This is a genomic window from Streptomyces netropsis (assembly GCF_014203545.1).
Classification (GTDB): domain Bacteria; phylum Actinomycetota; class Actinomycetes; order Streptomycetales; family Streptomycetaceae; genus Streptomyces; species Streptomyces netropsis.
In genome coordinates this window covers 543,527-562,543 of sequence record NZ_JACHJG010000001.1, presented here as the reverse complement: position 1 = coordinate 562,543, position 19,017 = coordinate 543,527, and the positions used below count along the sequence as shown (strand labels likewise).

The window sequence follows — 19,017 nt, the reverse complement described above, 5'->3', positions numbered from 1 at the left end:
GTCCACCCCTGCACCACCAGATCTCGTGTGTCCTCGTCCACCCACACAGCGGGTGATCCGTGATCTCCGGACTCGGGGTCTTTACCGATGAACCGTAAGGTCATGGCGTCCCTCCCTGTCGAGCGCGCTGCGCCTGGTTGCACGACCTTCACTCTGCCGCACGGTGCTGGTCAAGGGGGGCCGGACCCGCACGTCTGGCAGGGCGCCAATGTTCCACGGTCCGGACCGGCGTCAATCTGCCTCCCACGCTTCACCGATCGCCGACACCCCGCCCGGCAGCCCCTGGGCACCCGCCCGTGCCGTTGCCGCTTCGCCACTGGAGCAGCGCACGACCGCCGTCGCCCACGACGACGGTCGAAGCCGCCGGGACGAGGCTGTTGGCGACCGGGGCGTCCTCGAAGTCACGCCTGCTCATGGAGCGCCTCCTCGTTAGGACATCGCGTCAGCACGTTGCGCGAGAGCCCGCAGTTCTGGCGGAGCGGTGCGGCCGGCGACGAGCATCAGGTCGCGGATCGCCGAGCGTGCCGCCACGTGCGAGTGCACCATCTCCGGTGCCAGCCGTTCGGCCTTGGTGAAGCACTCGAGCGCGTCATCCACACGCCGAAGCTGCGCGTTCGCCCGGCCCAGGTCCAGGTCCAGCCTGGCCTGGCGTTCGATGGACAGCCCCGAGGCGTCCAATCGCTCACCGATCTCCAGGGCCTCGCCTGCGTCACCGAGGTCTACCGCGACTGATACCGCCTGGATCTCGACGTTGGTCGGGCCGAATTCGAGGTTGAAGTCATTGCGGTCCTCCCCGAGTCGCACGGCCACTCGGCGGGCGTGGTCCGTCTCGCGTCGGGCGTCTGCCCGGTTCCCGGACCGCGCGTGCACCAGGGCCAGCACCAGATGCAGGGAACCCAGGAGGGACAAGGCCTCCGAGGACGCCTCGGCGTGGTCGGTGTGCCGGCCCAGCGCGGCCACAGCCGACTGCGCCACGTAGTCGGCCTGGTCGTAGCGCTTGAGGCGCACAAAGGCATGAGCCAGACGGAAAGTGCCTGCGAACACGTCCAGCACACGGCCGGACCGCTCGGCAGCGGCGATGGACCGATCCGCGGCCACCCAGGCGGCGTCCGCTTCGTTCTGCTGGACGAAGGCCGCCGACAGTGCCTGGTAGGCGCGAGCCTGCAAGGCGTACACCTCGGAGCGCTTACGCCTGTCGGCTGTCCGCGTCGCGCGTTCCAAGCGGGGAATGAGGGAGCCCAACGAGGCGCTCAGCTCCGAGAGCTGGTCGCCGTGCGCAAGGGACCAGGCCTCGTCGGCCTCCGACCGTAGTACGGCGAGCGGCTGCTCTTCACAGGGGCTGTCCGGAGAGAGAAGGACATCGAGCGACGGATGTCCCGAGATGAGAAGCCGAGCCTGGTCGAGGTCGTTCGGTCGTGGCGCGGGCTCCTCCGCCTCCACGGGCTGCGGGGCATCCGGTCGCAGCTCCTGCAGTGAGACGCCAAGGCCGTCGGCCAGGAGCCGCAGGACGTCCAATCGGTTGACCGGCTGGACGCCACGTTCGACCTGGGACAGCCAGCTTGTGGTGCGGCCGATCTCTGCCGCCAGGTCCCGCTGGGTCAGCCCACACCGGTTACGCAGTTCTGCGACCCGCGCGCCGAACGCGCGCCGCCCTTCGGGGGTCACCGGCCTCCTCACACCTTTCCGTCGATGTGTTCCAGGAATGTCACCTCGGCCCGGGAGACGAACTCCTCGCGCGCATCGAGGAAGTGCTTGATGTGCGGCTGCTGTTCATGCGCGTCGAACGCGGCACGGTCCTCGTACAGCTCGTAGAACACACGGACGTTCGGCTCACCCGGCACGCGGTGGTTCACGTACACCACCGTGCCCTGCTCATAACGCCTGATGCGGTCCAGCGTTCGGGACACCAGTTCGTCAAAGGCTCCCGCGGCATCGGCGTCGCGCAGCGTGAAGCGTACGACCAGGCCAAAGCCTGTGGTCATGTTCGCTCTCCTCTCGGGCCGCACCAAGACTGTCAGAACCCGCCCAACAGGGGTAGCCGCAGGGTGTCTTGACTAGCAGAAAAACTGTGAGTAACTTCGCAGTTACAGTGCGAGTAGCTGTCATTCCGGCGACCGAGACGCCGCCGTGCCGCGCCCCGGGACGGCGATCGGCACGAGAACAAGAAGAAGCCCCGGCGGATCCTGACTCACAGGTGCTGGTAACACCGTGTGGGTCTCCGCCGAGGCTGACACCTCACCCCTGAGGCAAGCAGGAGGTTCGATGCAGATCCAGGCTAGCGGTCCGGAGCCAAAGGCCGTTCAAACCCTGACAGGGCCCTGCACCCAGTGCAGGGAGATCAAGGAAAAACGCTGGGAAGCCGTCCGCCAAGGCAACACCCACCTGGCCGAGGCAACGACCGTGGCGATGGGACAGCACCTCCGGGCGGAGCACTCGTGACTGTCGTCCGGACCGCCGCCGAAACCATCACGCTCTTGACGAATCTAAGGCTGTTCGGCCACCTCATGCTCAGACGACCTCCCATACCATCAGGCACAAGCGCCGCCCCACGCCGCGAGCCCGGACGGACCGATCCACCGGCGAAGCCCCACCGGGTCACGGCGGACAACGGATCACGTAAGCGCAGGCCACCGAGCCTCATGTGCCCCCATCCCGAGGAAGCCTGGGCGACTGCCGACGGGATGATGACCTGCTCCGGCTGCGGAACGCGTCGCGTCATCGATTTCCGGGCACTCGGCCCCGCGCTCGAACCACCGGAGAGGACCGAGCCCTACGGACCTACCGTCACGGGCATCGGCCTCCTGACCGCGAGCCATGGCAGTTGGCAGGCTGCATCCGGCAACAGGAGCCAGCCCCGTGAACCCCTGCTCAGAAAGGTGCGAGAAGCGAACAAGCGGAGTGGCGGAGCGTTGTGAACCGCCGCAGGAACGCTGCGGCGAGCAGGGAAGGCCTGGGCGTAGACGCGCGCCGCTCTCAACGCCCGGGCCCGCTGGCCCGCGCCCCTGACAGGCGCGGGCCGAGAGGGCCAGGTCCTCGTCAGACGAGGGATTCTGTCGGCGACAGCAAATGGACCGAGGCCAGAGCTTGGCGGATGCCTGGGGCGAAGCTCATCGGTTGGCCGTCCTCGATGTTCCACCAGCGGCGTGCTCCGATGTCGAGGTCGGACCCGGTGAGCACGTGCGGCAGATCGCTGACGTTGAGGGCGAAGAGATACTGCTCGACCTCGGGTTCCTGGAGGGTGGTGGCACCGAGAAAGCTGGACGGACAGGCGGCGGGGTCGAGGCCCAGCTGCTGGCAGCACAGTCGTTCCAGCGCGTGGCAGATCAACTCGCCGGGCAGGACGAAGGTGCTCGGAATCGTCCATTGCGGCGGAAAACCCCTGGACAGGGTGGGGTGACCGTGTTCGATCAGCAACACCTGACGCAGGTTGCTGAGCAGGACGAGGACCTGAAGGTCGACCACACCGACGCGGTGGGCTTCGGCGGCCAGCTCCCGCTGCGCGTCGACGGTGAGAACGTCGGTCATTGCGGTGGACCGGCCTCCCGCTCGGCCTGCCACAGATCGAGCGGGAGCCGCCTGTAGGAGGACTGTTCGCGCCGTGCAGTGGCCTCAAGCTCTACGAACCGCCCGCTGAGGGCGGGCAACAGCATCCGGGCCAAGATCCGTTCGGAGGCCGGCTTGGCGGTGCCGATGGGTTTCATGCGCTGGTTCCGTTCCTCTTCTTCGCGATGCCAGAGATGCCAGAGATGCCAGAAGGTGTCGGTAGGCGCTCGTGCACAGGGTGGATATCGACGACCGGCGCCGGGCATGCGGCGAGGTCACCTTCGCCCCCCATCCCCGGATGCGTCCCGGACGAAGATCCGCTCACGCGACCTGACCACCACGGGCTCCTGACACGGCTGCGATCAACGCAGCCCAGCCTGGCCCGCCCAGTCGGCTCAAAGCCCCCATTACGCCACGAGTGGCATGCCACACACCATCCGACAGGATGCCTCCCCATCTCATCGCCCAAGTAGTGGGCGGCACTGCGCCCGCGACGACCACAACGGGCTCGGAGAGACTCCCCCACCACGGGTCGCCCCAGCAGGGGCCTCAGCTGGTTCCTCGACACGCAACGACACGGACGCCCCCAAACGCAACGTTGGCCTCCACGACCACACATGGGTCGTGGAGGCCAACGTCATACGCAACCGCGATGCAACCGGCCACGCGGCGGGTTCATTCCGCCGTCCGGTCGTTCGTGGTCACTACCTCCTCATCGTCGCGACGGCCGAGCGATCAGAAGGTCGGGCACGTTCCCCAGGCCGAGAACCACCCGTTGCCGTGACCGTAGTCGGGGCACTCCTTCCCGTGCCCACCATGGCCATTGCCGTGGCCGTGACCGTAGTCGTGGCCGTGGCCGTGGCCGTAGTCCTGGCCGTGACCGTGGTCGTGGCCGTGACCGTGGTCGTGGCCGTGACCATGCCCGTGGCCGTGGTCGTGGCCGGGACCACCAGGACCGGCAGGTCCGGCGGGACCGACAGGACCGGCAGGACCAGCAGGTCCGACAGGTCCACCAGGTCCGGCAGGTCCGACAGGTCCACCAGGACCGGCAGGTCCGACAGGTCCACCAGGACCGGCAGGACCGACAGGTCCACCAGGACCGGCGGGCCCGGCAGGACCGGTAGCACCCGGACCCCCGGAAGGACCGGCAGGACCGGCAGGCCCGGCAGGACCGGCGGGACCGCCAGGTCCGGCAGGACCAGCAGGCCCGGCAGGTCCGCCAGGTCCGGCAGGACCAGCAGGACCGGCAGGTCCACCAGGTCCGGCAGGACCGGCAGGACCAGCAGGTCCACCAGGACCGGCAGGACCGCCAGGTCCGGCAGGACCGGCAGGACCAGTGGCACCCGGACTCCCGGAAGGTCCGGCAGGACCAGCAGGCCCATCAGGACCGGCAGGACCGGCAGGACCAGTGGCACCCGGACTCCCAGAAGGCCCGGCAGGACCAGTGGCACCGGGAGAACCGGAGGGTCCGGGAGGACCGGAAGGTCCGGGCGGGCCGGTGAGGCAGCTGGCCCGGGTGATGGTGTTGCTGTCCAGCGTGACCTCGCCGTTGCGCGCCAGGGCCCGGCCCTCGACCACCGTGCCGGTCTGGACCGCGATGGACGTCAGGGCGAGGATGGTGCCCTTGAAGAAGGAGTGGGTCCCCAGGGTGGCGGAGCTGCCCACCTGCCAGAACACGTTGCAGGCCTGCGCCCCGTTGATGAGGGCGACGTTGCTCGCCGACCCCGTGATCAGGGTCGAGGCGATCTGGAAGATGAAGACGGCATTGGGGTTGCCCTGGGCATCCAGCGTGACGGTGCCGGTGAGGCCCAGTGACGACGTGGACTTGTACACGCCGGTCGTCAGCGTCTGTCCGGTCAGGTCACCCGACACGCTGGCGGTGAGTGCCCGGCCGGCCGCGTCGTCGTAGGCGATGACCAGGTCTGACTTCGCCTGGGACGCTTCGGCGTCGGCCACATGCTGAAAGCCGTTGACCTGCGGAGAGCCGGTCACCGAGGTGCCCGGGTGCAGGCCCAGGTCACCGTTGATGACCGTCGGGCCCGTGTTGGTCACCGTCGCACCGGCCAGTACCCCGTAACTGGCGGTCGTCCCCAGGTTGACGGGAGCCTCCAGAGCGTGCGCGACGCTCGAGAGCATGGTGACCGCCGCCAGCAGCATCGCTCCGGGAGCCATGGCGAGGGCCGCCAGACGGGAACGTCTGAACCTCCTGCCTGGTGGTTTGGACTGGATGGCATCAACTGCCATAGCAAGACCTTTCTTGTCGCCGTTGAGCCCTGCCGACCCCGAAAGGGATTCGCGGCGCTCGTGGTGAACCTTGGCCGGGCCACAAGCCGCCGTACTCGCGTCGAGACCTCACGGGCTCGACCCCAGTCGGCGCAGAGCGATTACCTATCGGGATGCCATGACATGCCATCGCATTTCTCCGATATGCCGATATGACAATTCCCTGGACGGCTGAGCACTAACGAGCCATCTGAGTGACGACAAAATGTCATGCTTGAGGTCAGTCAACTTTTGTGATCGAGGCATGCCGTTCTGCGGTGCGGGTGCCCCTGACAACTTTTCAGCCCTTCAGCCCTTGGCGGAGCTGAAGGACTGTCAGGCGTGAGCGGCGGGTCCCGCCTCCAGCACGCCGTGGCCGCCGGCTTCGCCGGCGTCCTGCGCGAGCGCACCCGCGTCGAGCTCAGGCGGCGGGTTCCCGGGCCTCGCCGCCCGAGCGCGGCAGAGCCCCGCCCGTCAGCCCGCGATCGCCTCGTACAGACTGAAGCCCGCCAGCGCCAGCATCAGTACCGCCGCGATCCGCGTGATCAACGCGAGCGGCACCCGCTTCATGAGCGTGCGGCCGCCCACGATGCCCAGGCCCGCCACCGACCACAGGGCCAGCACCGCGCCCACGCCGACCGAGACGGGGTCGTCGTAGCGGGCGGCGAGGTTGGCGGTCATGATCTGGGTGAGGTCGCCGAACTCCGCGACCAGGATCAGCATGAAGCCCGCGCCCGAGACCTTCCAGAAGGACTGGTCGGCGGGCTTCTTGATCTCCTCCTCGCCGTCGTCCTTCTTCAGCAGCAGCATCGCCGCGCCCGCGAGGAAGAGCAGGCCGACGACGGCCTGGACGAGGCGGTGCGGCAGGAGGGTCAGCACGCTGCCCGCGGCGATGGCCAAGGCCACGTGGACGGCGAAGGCCGCGGCGACGCCGACGAAGACGTAGCTCGCGCGGTAGCGGGTGCCGAGCATCAGGCCGGCGAGAGCGGTCTTGTCCGGCAGCTCGGCCAGGAAGACGACCCCGAAGACCAGGGCGGCGACGGTGAAGCTGAACACAGGGTTTCCTCTGTCGGTGTGGGCTGCGCGCACCGAGGGACGGGGCCTGCGTGGAGATCAGGGGTCGCTTCGGCACGGCAGCGTCATGGACACTGCGGCCGAAGGTCTCGCTGGCGGATGCAGGACATCCGCCTCCGGGCGCCGGCTGAGCGAACTCAGCAGTATGTCGACGGTCCGGCGAAGAGCTACTCCCCTTCTGCTCCCTTCAGGGTACAGGTACCTCGGTGGAGGCAGCCCGGTGCAGCAGACCCCTGGCGATCAGTTCCAAGGTGACGGCCACCGCCACCACCTGCACCGCCATCAGCGCGACCAGCACGAACAGCTGCACCGCGCCCGCCAGCAGCGGCGAGGCGCCGCCCAGCAGCATGCCCACGAAGGCCCCCGGCAGCGTGACGAGGCCCACGGTCCGGGTCTGGTCCAGGCCCGGCAGCAGGGCGTCCGAGGCGGCCGGGCGGGCGATCTCCAGCCTCGCCTCGCGATCGAGGAAGCCGAGGGCCATGGCCGCCTCCACCTCGCCGTGCCGGGTGCGCAGCTCGTCCAGCGCGCGCCGCCCGGCGAGGACCGTCGCGGTCAGACCGCCGCCGATGAGGATGCCGGTGATGGGGATCAGCGCGATGCCCTGGTACGGCACGAGCCCGGTCAGCAGCAGCACGGCGACGACCGGCAGCACCGCGCCCCCGATCGGCACGGCCGCCCACCACCACGTGCCGTTGTCCGTGACGCGGCGCCCCGCCGTCCGTACGGCGACGGCGAACATCAGCAGCACGAAGCACAGCAGCAGCGGGGCCGCCCGCACCACCCAGCCGATCAGTGCGGAGACCGCCGCCAGTTGCACGGCCGCCCGCAGCCCCGCGACGGCGATCTGGCGGGCGTAGCCCCGGCCCCGGTCGCCGGTGAGACGGGCGAGCGCGGCGACGGTGACGGCGGCGGCGAGCAGGGCCGCGAGGACCACTGCGAGGGTGGTGTCGACGGGCAGCAGGACTTCGGCGGCGAGCACGCGGCCACCCTACGGGCGGCGAACATCCGTTCCGTCGCGTGTGGCTGGCGGCGTGTCAGCCCGTCCCGTCGGCATGTCAGCGCGCCCCGTCGAGGGGTGGATCACGTTCCCGCCCCCTTGCTTTGACATGGTCGCGTCGCCACGCTGTTACCCGGCGACCACCCCTCGGCAACCCGTCGCCGCGATCCTGGCCGCGCTCCGACGGCCGACAACCCCCCACTTCAAGGGAGTTCCCATGTCCGGTATACGCGTCACCTCTCCTCTGCGCGGCGTCTACGCGCGTCGTGCGGCCGTCGGCGGCGGGCTCGCCGCCCTGGTCGGCACGATCGTCCTCAGCGGCCCGGCCGCGCACGCCGCGCCGCCCGCCCCGGCGGACGCCGCGACCGCCCGTACGTACCTGGGCGAGCTGACGGTCCAGAGCGAGGGCTCCATGGACGGCTACAGCCGGGCCAAGTTCCCGCACTGGAGCAGCCAGGGCGGTGCCTGCAACACCCGCGAGGTCGTCCTCAAGCGCGACGGCGAGGACGTGCAGCAGGACAGCAAGTGCGCCGCCGTCGAGGGCCGCTGGTTCTCGCCGTACGACGGCGCCACCTGGGAGGACGCCCAGGACATCGACATCGACCACATCGTGCCGCTGGCGCAGGCGTGGCGCTCGGGTGCCAACACCTGGACGACCGCGCAGCGGCAGGCGTTCGCCAACGACCTGACCCACTCGCAGCTGATCGCCGTCACCGACCGGGTGAACCAGGCGAAGGGCGACAAGGACCCGGCGCAGTGGATGCCGCCCCTCGCGTCCTACGCCTGTACGTACACGCAGATGTGGGTCACGGTGAAGCACCACTACAAGCTGACCGTCGACCCCGCCGAGAAGAACAAGCTGGCGGCTGTCCTCAACGGCTGCTGACCCGCGCGAACTTCACCCGGAATGGGAAACTCCGTGCTCCCCTCCCTCGTTTCGTACCGTACGGAAATGACGGAGGGGAGACCGGCATGACGGCAGCCCTGCGACTGGGCCCGCTGCTGCGGTACGTCGACTGGCAGAGCGGGACGAGCGCCACCGTGTGGGTCGAGAGCGACCGGAGTTGCGAGGCGGAGGTCCGCTGCGCCGACGGCGCGGGCGGCTCGGCGCACACCTGGCAGGTGGCCGGTCACCACTACGCCCTGGTGCCGGTCACCGGCCTCACGCCGGGGAGCGAGACGGCGTACGAGGTGTTCCTGGACGGCGAGCCGGTGTGGCCGCTCGCCGGTTCGTCCTTCCCCGCGAGCACGATCCGCACGCCCGCGATCGGCGCAGGCGGCGGCGCCGACGACACCGTGCGGGTCACCTTCGGGTCCTGCCGGTGGGCCGCGCCGCCCCCGGAGGCCGAAGGCGCCGCCGCGCGTGCCCGGCTGAAACCCTTCGGCCCGTTCGGACCGGACGCGCTCGACACCCTGGCGAGCGACATGGCGAGCGGCTCGATGCGCGCCGAAGGCGGCGCCGGCCCCGGCGACCGGCCCGACGTCCTCGTGCTGCTGGGCGACCAGGTGTACGCGGACAAGACCTCCGAGGCCACCCGGCGCTGGATCGCCGAGCGACGCCCGCTCACCGAGCCGCCGGGGCACCAGGTCGCGGACTTCGAGGAGTACACCCGGCTCTACGACGAGTCCTGGCGCGACCCGGAGGTCCGCTGGCTGCTCTCCACCGTCCCGAGCCTGATGATCTTCGACGATCACGACGTCATAGACGACTGGAACACCAGCGAGGCGTGGCGGGCCCGGATGCGGGCGACGCCGTGGTGGCGGGAGCGGGCGGTCAGCGGCCTGATGTCGTACTGGGTGTATCAGCACCTGGGCAACCTCTCCCCCGACGAGTTGGCCCGCGACGAGCTCTTCAAGGCGGTGAGCTCGGCCTCGGACGGGACCGAGGCGCTGCGGGAGTTCGCCGCCCGCGTCGACGACGACCCGGCCGAGGCCCGCTGGAGCTATCGCCGTGACTTCGGGCGCGTACGGCTGGTGATGGTCGACACCCGTACGACGCGCGTCCTCGGGGAGGGCGCCCGGGCGATGCTCGCCCCGTCGGAGGCGGACTGGCTGCGCGGGGAGGTGCTGGAGGGCCCCGGCTCGTACGACCACCTCCTCATCGGCACGTCGCTGCCCTGGCTGCTGCCACCGGCGGTGCACGACGCGGAGGTGTGGAACGCGGCCCTGTGTGCCGGGGAGCGTGGGCCGCGCTGGGCACGCGTGGCCGAAACGATGCGCCAGCGGGCGGATCTGGAGCACTGGGCGGCGTTCCCCGCGTCGTTCACGGAGCTGACCGAGCTGATCGCGACGGTGGGCAGCGGGCCGGACGCCCCCGCGACGATCAGCGTGCTGGCCGGTGACGTCCACCATGCGTACGTCGCCGAGCCCGCCCTGCCGGAGGCCGTGCGCAGCCGGGTCCTCCAGCTCACCTGCTCCCCGGTGCACAACAACATCCACACCGCCGTGCGGCTCGGTTTCCGCTTCGGCTGGAGCGGACCGGGGCGGTGGCTGGGGCGGGCGCTGACGCGGCACGGACGGGCGGTGCGTCCGGCGTTCGACTGGGACAGGGTCGGCGGCGGTCCCTGGTTCGGCAACCAGCTGATGACACTGACCCTGCGCGGCCGCGCCGCCCGGCTGCGGCTCGACCAGGCGCGCGCGGAGACGAACGACTCCGGGAAGCGGCTGTCCGCGGTTCTGGACATGGACGTCGAGGTGGCGGAGCCCGCCGAAGTCAGGGCGCGCGTTCGAATGAAATAAGAAACTTGAACTTGCAAGTATCGTTAGGGGTACCTAACCTGGAGCCCTCGTCGTTTCCCGTCCCCGTCACGAGGAGCCCCACCATGCCCCCCACGTCTTCGGCCTCGGCGCTCACCGCCCGGCTCGACGCCGCCCGCCCCTATGTCCTCTCCGCGTTCCGCATCGTGGTCGGCCTGCTCTTCGCCTGCCACGGCGCCGCCTCCCTGTTCGGCGTCCTCGGTGGCGCGGTCGGCGGCGGCACGATCTCCGCCGGCACCTGGCCCGGCTGGTACGCCGCGGTCATCCAGCTCGTCGGCGGCGGCCTGGTGCTGCTCGGCCTCGGCACCCGCAGCGCGGCCTTCATAGCCTCCGGCTCCATGGCGTACGCGTACTTCGACATGCACCAGAGCAGCGCCCTGTGGCCGATCCAGAACGGCGGCGAGGCCTCGGCGATGTTCTGCTGGGCCTTCTTCCTGCTCGTCTTCACCGGTCCCGGCGCCCTCTCGCTGGACCGCCTCTTCTCCCGCTCCCGCGGCGAGGACGCCCCGGCGTCCGCCGCGCAGCGCACCCCCAGCGCGGTCTGACCGCGAGGGCGGCCCCCGGCCGCTCGCACAGCCCGCCACCAGGAGGGGTCCGGCACCGCCGGACCCCTCCTGGCGCATGACCGGGCTCCCTCTTGATCCGTGACTTTCACAACATCACAACCCCTACGACCACGCCCCAGGAGCCCCAGGCGTACGCTGTACGGTTGTGAAGGCCGCCCCTGCCGCTCCCCTGCGACGTCGCGGCGGGGGACCGTACCGGGAGATCAGGACGTGCTGGAGCAGTTGGGGGCGTTGGCCACCACGCCATGGATTTATGTGATCGTCGGCTTGTCCGTTCTCCTCGATGTCTTTCTGCCGGTGCTGCCGAGCGGGGTCCTGGTGATCACCGCCGCCACCGCGGCCGCGGGCACCGCCGCCGACGCGGCGGCCGACGCCGCCCGGGGCCACGCGGGATTCGCTGACATGTTGGCCCTCGTGATGTGTGCCGCGACCGCGTCCGTCCTCGGCGACCTGGTCGCCTACCGTCTCGCCTGGCGCGGCGGCGACCGCTTCGACCGCGCCATCTCCCGCTCCCGCCGGCTGACCGCGGCCCAGGCCAAGCTGGGCACGGCGCTGCTGCGCGGCGGCGGCCCGCTCGTCGTCCTGGCCCGGTTCGCGCCCGCGGGGCGGTCCGTGGTGAGCCTCGGCGCGGGGGTGATGCACCGCAGGGTCGCCGAGTTCCTCCCCTGGTCCGCGCTGGCGGGTCTGACCTGGGCGGCGTACAGCGTGAGCCTCGGCTACTTCGGCGGCCAATGGCTGGGAGCGACCTGGCTGGGCACGGCCGTCTCGGTCTTCGCGCTCTTCGCCGCCGGCTCGGGTGCGGCGTTCCTCATGAGCCGCCCGCAGCCCGCCGAGGCGCAGGCCGCCCCGTAGTCCCCGTACGCACCGGCTACGCACCCGTACGCGCTCGCTTCGGCCGCCGGCCGTAAGAAGTGGGTCCCGACGCGGTAGGGCGGGGATACCGAAGCCGCGCGAGCGGGTCCGCGCAGCCGGGCCGGTGGAGCGGTACAGGGGATTCCGTACGCCGGTGGGACGCGGGCGCGCGGGGCACCCGCAGTCGGGACGGCGGCGAGGGGGGTGCGATCAGGCCCGGCTCACCCTGCGGGCGGCTTCCTTGCGCAGGGCGCGTCCACAGCCCCGCGCGTACGCCCGCTGGAAGAGGGGCACCAGCGGTCCGGCGGCCTTGGTGAACCAGCGCGCGGGGCGGCTGAAGGCGATGACGGTCAGCGTGACGTCCCCTTCGTCGTCGATCGTCACGACGAAGGCCTCCTCCCCCGTCTCGGGGTGGCCCGGCAGGGTCCCGTACGCGAAACCGGCCCGCCGCTCCTCCCGTAACGCCCAGGCCACCGCGCAGGGGCCGGAGATCCGCAGCGGGCCGATGCCGACGCCGGGGGTCACGGTGACGCCGTACGCGGCCGGGGGCGTGCCGTCGGCGATCTGCACACCCGCGGCCCGGTGCATTCCCCAGGTCAGCACGGCGTCGGCGGCCGCCTCGAAGACGGCCCGGCCGTGGCCGGTGCGCGTGGTGACGCGGAGGTGGGAGTACCCGCCGGGCAGGGGTTCCCGCCCGGTGGCTCCCACCTCCGGATAGGTGAATCGCGGCGCCACGGGTGCGGTCAGAGCTTGGTCAGCTTGGTGAAGGGCCCCGGAATCCGCTCCTGGCGCGAGGCGAAGTCGACGAGCACGGCGATGCCGTCCTCGACGCCGATGACCCGTCCGAGACCGTACCGGTCGTGTGTGACGCGGTCCCCTACGGCGAAGTGCTCGACCGGAAGCGTCACGGGCGGGGTGTTGAAGGGGCTGGTGGGCAAGTAACGTCGGGTCGCTCTTGGCTTCGTCATTGGCCTCAGTATGCGCCCTCGGCGGACCCGGGGTGGCTGGCACGGGACGGCGGCCCGGTTCCGGGAAGGAGCCGGGCCGCCGTCGTCGTGCGTCGCGGGATCGTCCGGAAGATCACCCAGGGGCGGTTGGTGATCATGCGGAGAAGCCGCCGTGGCCCCCCGCCGGATCGACGGGAGACCACTTGAGAGCCCCTTTCGGGACCGTGGAGCGCCCCTGCGGGCGCCCTACGGGCCGTGCGCGTGGCCCGGCGGATCGGTGCGCTGTCAGTGCGCCTTGGTGAAGGCGTCCTTGTTGAACGCGGTCATGCCGTTGGCCCACAGCGAGTTGACCCGGCTGCGCTCGGCGCTGTTGGGGTTGGGGTTCCGGCAGGACGTGCCGGGGCCGCCACCGGACATCAGCTCGCTGCACGGACCGGAGTAGTGGTCCGGCAGACCGAGGACGTGGCCGGTCTCGTGGGCGGTGACGCGGGTGGAGTCGTACTGCTGGTTCTGCCGGTAGTCGAGGAAGATGTAGCCGCGCCCGTGGCCGTCGGTGCTCGCGTAGGAGCCACGGGAGTCGTTGCCCTCGCGGTACGTGAAGTCCGCGTTGCTGCCCGCACGCAGCTGGACGTTGGTCACGGAGCTGTTCCAGATCCGCGCGCTGCTGGCTATCTGGGCGGCGAAGCTGGGGGCTCTGCTGGCGTCGTAGGTGACCGTGACGCCGCGCAGGCCCGGCTTCGCGGCCTGCTTCGCCTTCGCGGACTTCATCACGGCCTCGAAGAAGGCCTTGTTGTTCGCCTCCTCGGCAGCCGAGCCGGCGTACGAGGACTGCGTGAACTGCCGGTCGGTGTGGGCCGTCGCCGCGGAGGCGGGCACGGCCGTCATGCTCGCGGCCAGTCCGAGACCGATGGCTGCCGAGAGCAGCATCGTGGAGCGGTTCATGTGGGGGACTCCATTCGTTCCGAGAACCTTCGGCCGCACAGGGTGGGACAGGCGGCCGGGGTTCACCGGGTGAACTCTTTGGTCCCGGAGAGTCTCTGACGAGTTATCAACGGTGCGGATGATGCCAAGTGGCCATAGCACCGAGCAATCACCTACCCTGCCCGCCGCTGTGTCTGGTGTGACGCACGAGGCGCGGTTATGCTCCCCCCGTGGAGCTAGAGGTCAGGCACCTCCGTGCGCTTTTGGCCATAGCCGACGCGGGAAGTGTGCGCAAAGCGGCGTTACAGCTGGGCATGACCCAGCCCTCCCTCACCACTCAGCTCCGCCGGATCGAAGGGGCCATCGGCGGCCTCCTCTTCACCCGGGGCCAGACGGGGAGCCGGCCGACACCGCTGGGTCACTCCGTGCTGTCCCGGGCGCGTCCCATCGTGGCCGAGATGACCGCTTTGGTGACGGCCGCGAGGGACGCGGCGGTGGGCGCGGGGGGCCTGCGCCTGCGGATCGGCAGCATCGGCAGCCGCGCCGTGACGGGCTGGCTGGGCCGCGTCCACGCGCGCCTGCCCGACACGGACACCACGATCCATATAGAGGTGTCGGCGGACACTCTGCTCCAGCTGCTCGCGACGAACCAGCTCGACGTCGCCCTGGTCCACGAGTTCGACGGCTTCCCCCTGCACGTCCCGGCGGGGGTGGAGCGACGCATGCTCGTCGCGCGCGAGCCGAGGTTCGTCGCCCTGGCCGCGGGTCACCCGGCGGCGGACCGGCCGGTGATCAGGCTGCCGGACCTCGCCGACGAACCCTGGATCGTGGACCCGACGGCCGACGACGAATGCGCGGCGCTGCGCCGGGCGTTCACCTCCGCGGGGCTCGACCCCCGCCTCGTGCACGTCCGCGACAGCACGACCGCCGCCGAACTCGTCGCCTCCGGCGAGGCCGTACGCCCCTGCCAGCCCACCGCCGACCCCGCACCCGGCACGGTGCTCCGTCCCCTGCACGGCGACCCCCTGGCCGCCCGGCTGTTCCTCGCGTCGCGACCCTGCTCGCTGCCCCCGGCGGAGCTCGACGCCCTGTTCGGCGACCTCCAGGACGCGTACGAGCAACTGATCCGGGCCAACCCCGCCTACCGCGCCTGGCTCCACCGCCACACCAGCCCGCTGCTACGCGTACCGGACCGGCCGGACCAGCCGGAACGATCGGGCCGCCCCGGCCGCCCCCCGAGAACGGAACCGCCCGCGGCCTGAGGCAACACGCCGCGGGCGGTTCCGCTCACGGTGGAGGTCAACCGCGCGGTCGCCGGCGGCTGCGCCGGGCGCAGGACGGGTCCGCCGACCCGCGCTGAGGGTGCGGGCAGGCGCATGCGACGCCGCCCCGGCGGCCGGACCGTGAGTGCACGGTCCGACGATGACAGATGCGGCGCGTTCCGCGTTCAACTGCTCGGCGCCCCGAACGCTTCCGATCGATATTTCCGTCTTCTTGGACAAATAGGGATTCCGGAGACTTTCAGGGGAGCGGAATCAGCCACTCCTTTACCCGTACATTACCGACGGCGTACCGGGCCCCGACAACGGAAGCCCAGGTCGGGCCCGTACCGTGGGTAGCGCCGGCGGTGAGCGGCACGCTACGGATCCGGCCAGAATACGTTTATGGCCTGTTCTCATTGATCGACAGCCCGCTAGTGTGGCGATCGCCTCCGAAAAGCGATTTCGAAGGCACCGTCACCACCCGACGCATGGATTACCGGCCGATGTCCGGGATGATTCGGTCCCCGAACCCGGACCCCAAGGCCGCGCACGTCCCATCGAGATGGCGCACAACGAATCCAATTCTCCCTGTGACACATGTGCGTCCGAAGGTCCTACATCCCTGCCATTCCTCTCGGGATGCTGCCCGCAGATCCCGTCGGAAAAAGCCGTATCCGCGTCCCGGTGCAAAAGAACCACCACGCAATATCCCGAATGCACTACCTCGCGATGAAGAGACGGAGGACAGCACCATGGAGCAGAAGATCGCCGCGTTCATGAACGAGCAGGACCTCGGTGCACTGGAGCAGGGCTACCAGGACGACGCCGGTCCGGTCCTGGCCACCCCGGTGGCGGCCGTTGCCACCTGCTGGTACGTCGGCGGCGCTGTCGCCGGCGCCGCCGGCGTGGTCGGTGCGTACGTCACCGGCCGCGTCAACGGCTGAACCTTCACCCCATAATCAATCACCGAAGGGAAACAAACGCGATGAGCAGGATTATCGACAGCGTTGTCGCCGTCACCCCCGAGAAGCTGACGGACGATACCCACGGCGAGTTCGGCGCGATGATGCCGATTCAGGCCACCCCCGCCCTGGTCGCCTTCGGCGTGGGCTTCGCCGGCGGTGCCGGTGCCGCGTGGGTCACCGTCCAGGCGTACGAGGCCGGCGCCAACGACTGACGTCCTGCCGGACTGAGCGCCACCTGTTGAGAAGCCCTGCGGGCTTCTGAGAGTGCCTTCCCGGAGCTGCCTGCCGGGGGGCGGGAGAGGACTGTCGGGCCGCGGCGGAATCGCGGCCCGACAGCCTCTCGACTCTACCCTCAGCCGATTCGACGCGGAGCAAATTTTCGGCATGAAGTTGATAAAGAAGCTCACCTCTTCGTTATTTTCTCCGATTCCGATTTCCCGGGATCGCGCGATAGGCATATCGGAACGTCTTGCGGCCCTTTCCAGTCTGTCTTCTTCCCTGGAATACCTTCACCAGTACCGGAATCTGGGCCCCGGCGGGCTCAATGACTGGGAAATCATGAAACAGACGCCGGAGAGCAAGATTCCGGCCGTCCAGAAGCTCACCGACGCCGTGAGCGGCAGGCGCACCACGCTGGCCCTGCACGCCACGCGCGCCGCCTGCAGCCTGGGGATGCTCCTGCCGGGGAACAGCAGGTGGCGGGCGGCGGGCAACCTTTACCTCGGCGTCTCCACCACACTGCTGCAGGCCCGCCACCGTTACGGCACGGACGGCTCGGACCAGGTCGCCACGCAGGTGCAGGCGGTCACCGGTCTCGCCCGGTTGTCGAACAGCCCGCAGGTCAAGGACGCCCTGATGTGGTATCTGGCGATCCAGGCCAACATGTCCTACGCGACGTCCGGTTGGGCGAAGTTGGCGGGGACGAAGTGGCGTGACGGCTCGGCGCTGCCCGGCGTGCTGCGGACCCGTACCTACGGTTTCGAGCGTGCGTACCGGCTGACGCAGCGCTATCCCCGGGCCAGCAAGCTCACGCAGCACGCGGTCCTGGCGATGGAATGCCTCTTCCCCGTCGTCTATCTGGCCGGTGGGAAGCTGACCCGGCCGATGATCGGCGCGGCCGGCAGCTTCCACATCGCCAACGCGTTCGTCATGGGCCTGGGCCGGTTCATGACCGCGTTCCCCGCGATGCACCCCATGGTCGCCTACACCACCGCGCCGCGTACGTTCCCGGTGGTCGCCGGCCGGGACGACCGGATGGTGAAGACCGCGCTGGTCCTGCTCGCCGGCGGCGTCACCGTGTCGGCCGTGCTGGCCACGCAGCGGCGCTCCCGCGCCGTGTCGGGGTGGCCGAACTCCCGTACCGTCACGACGCGTTGCGGCAACGTCCTGCAGTACGACACCGGCGGCCGGGACCTCGCCGACCGCCCGGTCCTCGTCTTCAACCACGGCCTCGCCTCGACGTCCGAGCACTTCGCGTGGATCGTCGAGCGGCTGGCGTTCGACCTCGGCCAGCCCGTGGTGACCTACGCCCGTGCCGGCTACGGCCCGAGCCGCCGGGTGAAGGAGTCCCCCTACACCATCCAGGAGTCCGTGGACGACCTGGTGGACCTGATCCGCCAGGCCCTGCCCGAGGACCGCGAGGTGGTGCTCGTCGGGCACTCCCTGGGCGCGGAGCTGAACCGGCGGGCCGTGGCGCAGCTCGGCGACCGGGTGGCCGGTGTCGTCTACCTCGACCCCTCGCACCCTGGGCAGCTCATCCGGTCGGACAAGCAGCGGAAGGGCAGCCAGCTCTTCACCGACTCCCTGACGGACATGGCGCGTTGGACGAAGCTGGGCTTCGGCTCGCTGATGACACGGCCCCGCTGGGTGGACCATCTGCCGTACGCCTACCGGGACAAGGCGTTCGCCCTCTACACCGACTCACGGCTGTGGACGGCGGCGGCCCGGGAGTGGACGGCGGTCCGCGAGGAGTTCCGGTCCTTCGAAGGGGACCTGCCCCCGGTGCCGGCCCCGGGCCTGGTCGTCGCGGCGCAGGTGACGGTCGACATCGACCCCGAGCAGTTGCTGATGTACCACGACATCATCCGGGCCCACCGGGCGGCCGACCGGCACGGGGACGTCACGGTCGTGGAGCGCGGCGGGCACGACACGATCCTGACCGACGCCCGTTACGCGCGTACCGCGGCGGACCGGATCGCGGACTTCGTGGCCGGGCACTGCATGCCACCGACCACGCCGGCCGCCGAATCCCCGGCCGCGGAACTCCCGGGAAAGGCGAGTGAGAAGAAGTGAACCCCACCAGCCTCCTGAAGGACGCCTTCACCGGCCCCGGGGCCGTGACGCGTCTCGCGGGCGCGGCCCTGCTGCTGACGACGCTGGCCGCGCAGCACCCGCATCCGGCCTTCGAGCGCGGGCGGGAGAAGGACCTGTTCTCCCTCGTGCCGAACTGGAAGTTCTTCGCGCCGAACCCCGCGACGCACGACTACCACTACCTCTACCGCACCCTCGACGAGAGCCGTGAGACGTCCCCCTGGATCGAGCTCGACCTGATCCAGGACCGGAAGATGATCCAGGCGTTCTGGTTCTCCTCCCGCCGTACGGAGAAGGCGGTGTTCGACATCTGCAGTGCCATCATCAAGAACATCGCCAAGGGCGAGGACCCCACCGGATCGCCGCCCTTCCGGGTCCTGGCCGAGTTCATCAGGAAGCAGATCAGGGACGCCCCGAACGTGTCCGAGGTGCGCGGCTTCCAGTTCTCCGTGGTGCGCGCCAGCGGGCACGACGACAGCGAGGATCCCGAGGTTCTCTACGTCTCCACCTATCAGGCGATGAACCCCGTCTCACCGGGCTTCCTGCGGGCCGCCTGAGACC

The 19,017-nt window shown here is 70.2% G+C and carries 21 protein-coding genes and 1 pseudogene; 10 read left to right on the top strand and 12 right to left on the bottom strand.

The window, feature by feature from the left end:
- Positions 1-250: 250 nt before the first annotated feature.
- The 3 genes from FHS38_RS35010 to FHS38_RS02515 are packed head-to-tail and all read right to left on the bottom strand — an operon-like array spanning position 251 to position 1,982.
- Positions 251-415 (bottom strand): hypothetical protein, encoded by a 165-nt coding sequence (locus FHS38_RS35010; protein ID WP_229821876.1) that lies wholly within the window; start codon positions 413-415, stop codon positions 251-253.
- Between the two features lie 14 nt (positions 416-429).
- On the bottom strand, positions 430-1,665 hold the full coding sequence (locus FHS38_RS02520; RefSeq protein ID WP_184730164.1) for a helix-turn-helix domain-containing protein: 1,236 nt from the start codon (positions 1,663-1,665) through the stop codon (positions 430-432).
- Positions 1,666-1,673: 8 nt separating this feature from the next.
- The gene (locus FHS38_RS02515) at positions 1,674-1,982 is read right to left on the bottom strand and encodes a putative quinol monooxygenase (protein ID WP_184730162.1); all 309 of its coding nucleotides are present in this window, start codon (positions 1,980-1,982) and stop codon (positions 1,674-1,676) included.
- A 522-nt stretch (positions 1,983-2,504) separates the two neighbouring features.
- Between FHS38_RS02515 and FHS38_RS36280 the strand changes: the two genes are divergently transcribed.
- Positions 2,505-2,915: a DUF6255 family natural product biosynthesis protein gene (locus FHS38_RS36280; RefSeq protein WP_376700021.1), complete on the top strand. Its 411-nt coding sequence runs from the start codon at positions 2,505-2,507 to the stop codon at positions 2,913-2,915.
- A gap of 121 nt (positions 2,916-3,036) precedes the next feature.
- On the opposite strand, the gene FHS38_RS02510 is transcribed toward FHS38_RS36280, so the two are convergent.
- The 6 genes and pseudogenes from FHS38_RS02510 to FHS38_RS02490 all read right to left on the bottom strand — a co-directional run bounded on the left by FHS38_RS02510 (position 3,037) and on the right by FHS38_RS02490 (position 7,858).
- On the bottom strand, positions 3,037-3,525 hold the full coding sequence (locus tag FHS38_RS02510; protein ID WP_184730160.1) for an NUDIX hydrolase: 489 nt from the start codon (positions 3,523-3,525) through the stop codon (positions 3,037-3,039).
- The gene (locus FHS38_RS02505) at positions 3,522-3,701 is read right to left on the bottom strand and encodes a hypothetical protein (RefSeq protein ID WP_184730158.1); all 180 of its coding nucleotides are present in this window, start codon (positions 3,699-3,701) and stop codon (positions 3,522-3,524) included. Before FHS38_RS02505 ends, FHS38_RS02510 begins: the two co-directional genes overlap by 4 nt.
- Before the next feature lie 546 nt (positions 3,702-4,247).
- Positions 4,248-4,958 carry a hypothetical protein gene (locus FHS38_RS35005; protein WP_229821877.1) on the bottom strand — a complete coding sequence of 237 codons (711 nt, stop codon included), beginning with the start codon at positions 4,956-4,958 and terminating at the stop codon, positions 4,248-4,250.
- 160 nt (positions 4,959-5,118) lie between these two features.
- Positions 5,119-5,679: pseudogene (locus FHS38_RS35000) on the bottom strand (ice-binding family protein); the annotation flags it as partial.
- A 600-nt stretch (positions 5,680-6,279) separates the two neighbouring features.
- A complete protein-coding gene (locus tag FHS38_RS02495) occupies positions 6,280-6,861 on the bottom strand; it encodes a TMEM165/GDT1 family protein (RefSeq protein WP_184730157.1) in 582 nt (193 codons plus the stop codon).
- A 205-nt stretch (positions 6,862-7,066) separates the two neighbouring features.
- The gene (locus tag FHS38_RS02490; protein ID WP_184730155.1) at positions 7,067-7,858 is read right to left on the bottom strand and encodes an ABC transporter permease; all 792 of its coding nucleotides are present in this window, start codon (positions 7,856-7,858) and stop codon (positions 7,067-7,069) included.
- Between the two features lie 262 nt (positions 7,859-8,120).
- On the opposite strand from FHS38_RS02490, the gene FHS38_RS02485 reads away from it, so the two are divergent.
- The 4 genes from FHS38_RS02485 (at position 8,121) to FHS38_RS02470 (ending at position 12,051) form a co-directional block, all read left to right on the top strand.
- Positions 8,121-8,762 (top strand): HNH endonuclease family protein, encoded by a 642-nt coding sequence (locus FHS38_RS02485; protein ID WP_184731086.1) that lies wholly within the window; start codon positions 8,121-8,123, stop codon positions 8,760-8,762.
- Positions 8,763-8,848: 86 nt separating this feature from the next.
- On the top strand, positions 8,849-10,615 hold the full coding sequence (locus FHS38_RS02480; protein ID WP_184730153.1) for an alkaline phosphatase D family protein: 1,767 nt from the start codon (positions 8,849-8,851) through the stop codon (positions 10,613-10,615).
- Between the two features lie 83 nt (positions 10,616-10,698).
- Positions 10,699-11,178, top strand: a complete 480-nt coding sequence (locus tag FHS38_RS02475; protein WP_184730151.1) for a DoxX family protein — start codon at positions 10,699-10,701, stop codon at positions 11,176-11,178.
- A 231-nt stretch (positions 11,179-11,409) separates the two neighbouring features.
- Positions 11,410-12,051: a DedA family protein gene (locus FHS38_RS02470; RefSeq protein ID WP_184730149.1), complete on the top strand. Its 642-nt coding sequence runs from the start codon at positions 11,410-11,412 to the stop codon at positions 12,049-12,051.
- A 210-nt stretch (positions 12,052-12,261) separates the two neighbouring features.
- Here the strand turns inward: FHS38_RS02470 and FHS38_RS02465 are convergent, their stop codons facing one another.
- The 3 genes from FHS38_RS02465 to snpA all read right to left on the bottom strand — a co-directional run bounded on the left by FHS38_RS02465 (position 12,262) and on the right by snpA (position 13,940).
- Positions 12,262-12,786: a DUF1990 domain-containing protein gene (locus FHS38_RS02465; protein WP_229821878.1), complete on the bottom strand. Its 525-nt coding sequence runs from the start codon at positions 12,784-12,786 to the stop codon at positions 12,262-12,264.
- 8 nt (positions 12,787-12,794) lie between these two features.
- Complete coding sequence (locus FHS38_RS02460; protein WP_130877559.1) at positions 12,795-13,019, bottom strand: hypothetical protein; 225 nt, start codon at positions 13,017-13,019, stop codon at positions 12,795-12,797.
- Between the two features lie 264 nt (positions 13,020-13,283).
- Positions 13,284-13,940: a snapalysin gene (snpA, locus tag FHS38_RS02455; RefSeq protein ID WP_184730147.1), complete on the bottom strand. Its 657-nt coding sequence runs from the start codon at positions 13,938-13,940 to the stop codon at positions 13,284-13,286.
- A gap of 209 nt (positions 13,941-14,149) precedes the next feature.
- Between snpA and FHS38_RS02450 the strand changes: the two genes are divergently transcribed.
- The 5 genes from FHS38_RS02450 (at position 14,150) to FHS38_RS02430 (ending at position 19,013) form a co-directional block, all read left to right on the top strand.
- Positions 14,150-15,181 (top strand): LysR family transcriptional regulator, encoded by a 1,032-nt coding sequence (locus FHS38_RS02450; protein WP_184730145.1) that lies wholly within the window; start codon positions 14,150-14,152, stop codon positions 15,179-15,181.
- Between the two features lie 752 nt (positions 15,182-15,933).
- Positions 15,934-16,125 (top strand): hypothetical protein, encoded by a 192-nt coding sequence (locus tag FHS38_RS02445; RefSeq protein WP_184730143.1) that lies wholly within the window; start codon positions 15,934-15,936, stop codon positions 16,123-16,125.
- 41 nt (positions 16,126-16,166) lie between these two features.
- Positions 16,167-16,358 (top strand): hypothetical protein, encoded by a 192-nt coding sequence (locus tag FHS38_RS02440; RefSeq protein WP_184730141.1) that lies wholly within the window; start codon positions 16,167-16,169, stop codon positions 16,356-16,358.
- 346 nt (positions 16,359-16,704) lie between these two features.
- Positions 16,705-18,438, top strand: coding sequence for an alpha/beta fold hydrolase (locus tag FHS38_RS02435; RefSeq protein ID WP_184730139.1), 1,734 nt, complete (start codon positions 16,705-16,707; stop codon positions 18,436-18,438).
- Positions 18,435-19,013, top strand: coding sequence for a hypothetical protein (locus FHS38_RS02430; RefSeq protein ID WP_184730137.1), 579 nt, complete (start codon positions 18,435-18,437; stop codon positions 19,011-19,013). Before FHS38_RS02435 ends, FHS38_RS02430 begins: the two co-directional genes overlap by 4 nt.
- The last annotated feature ends 4 nt before the right edge of the window (positions 19,014-19,017 follow it).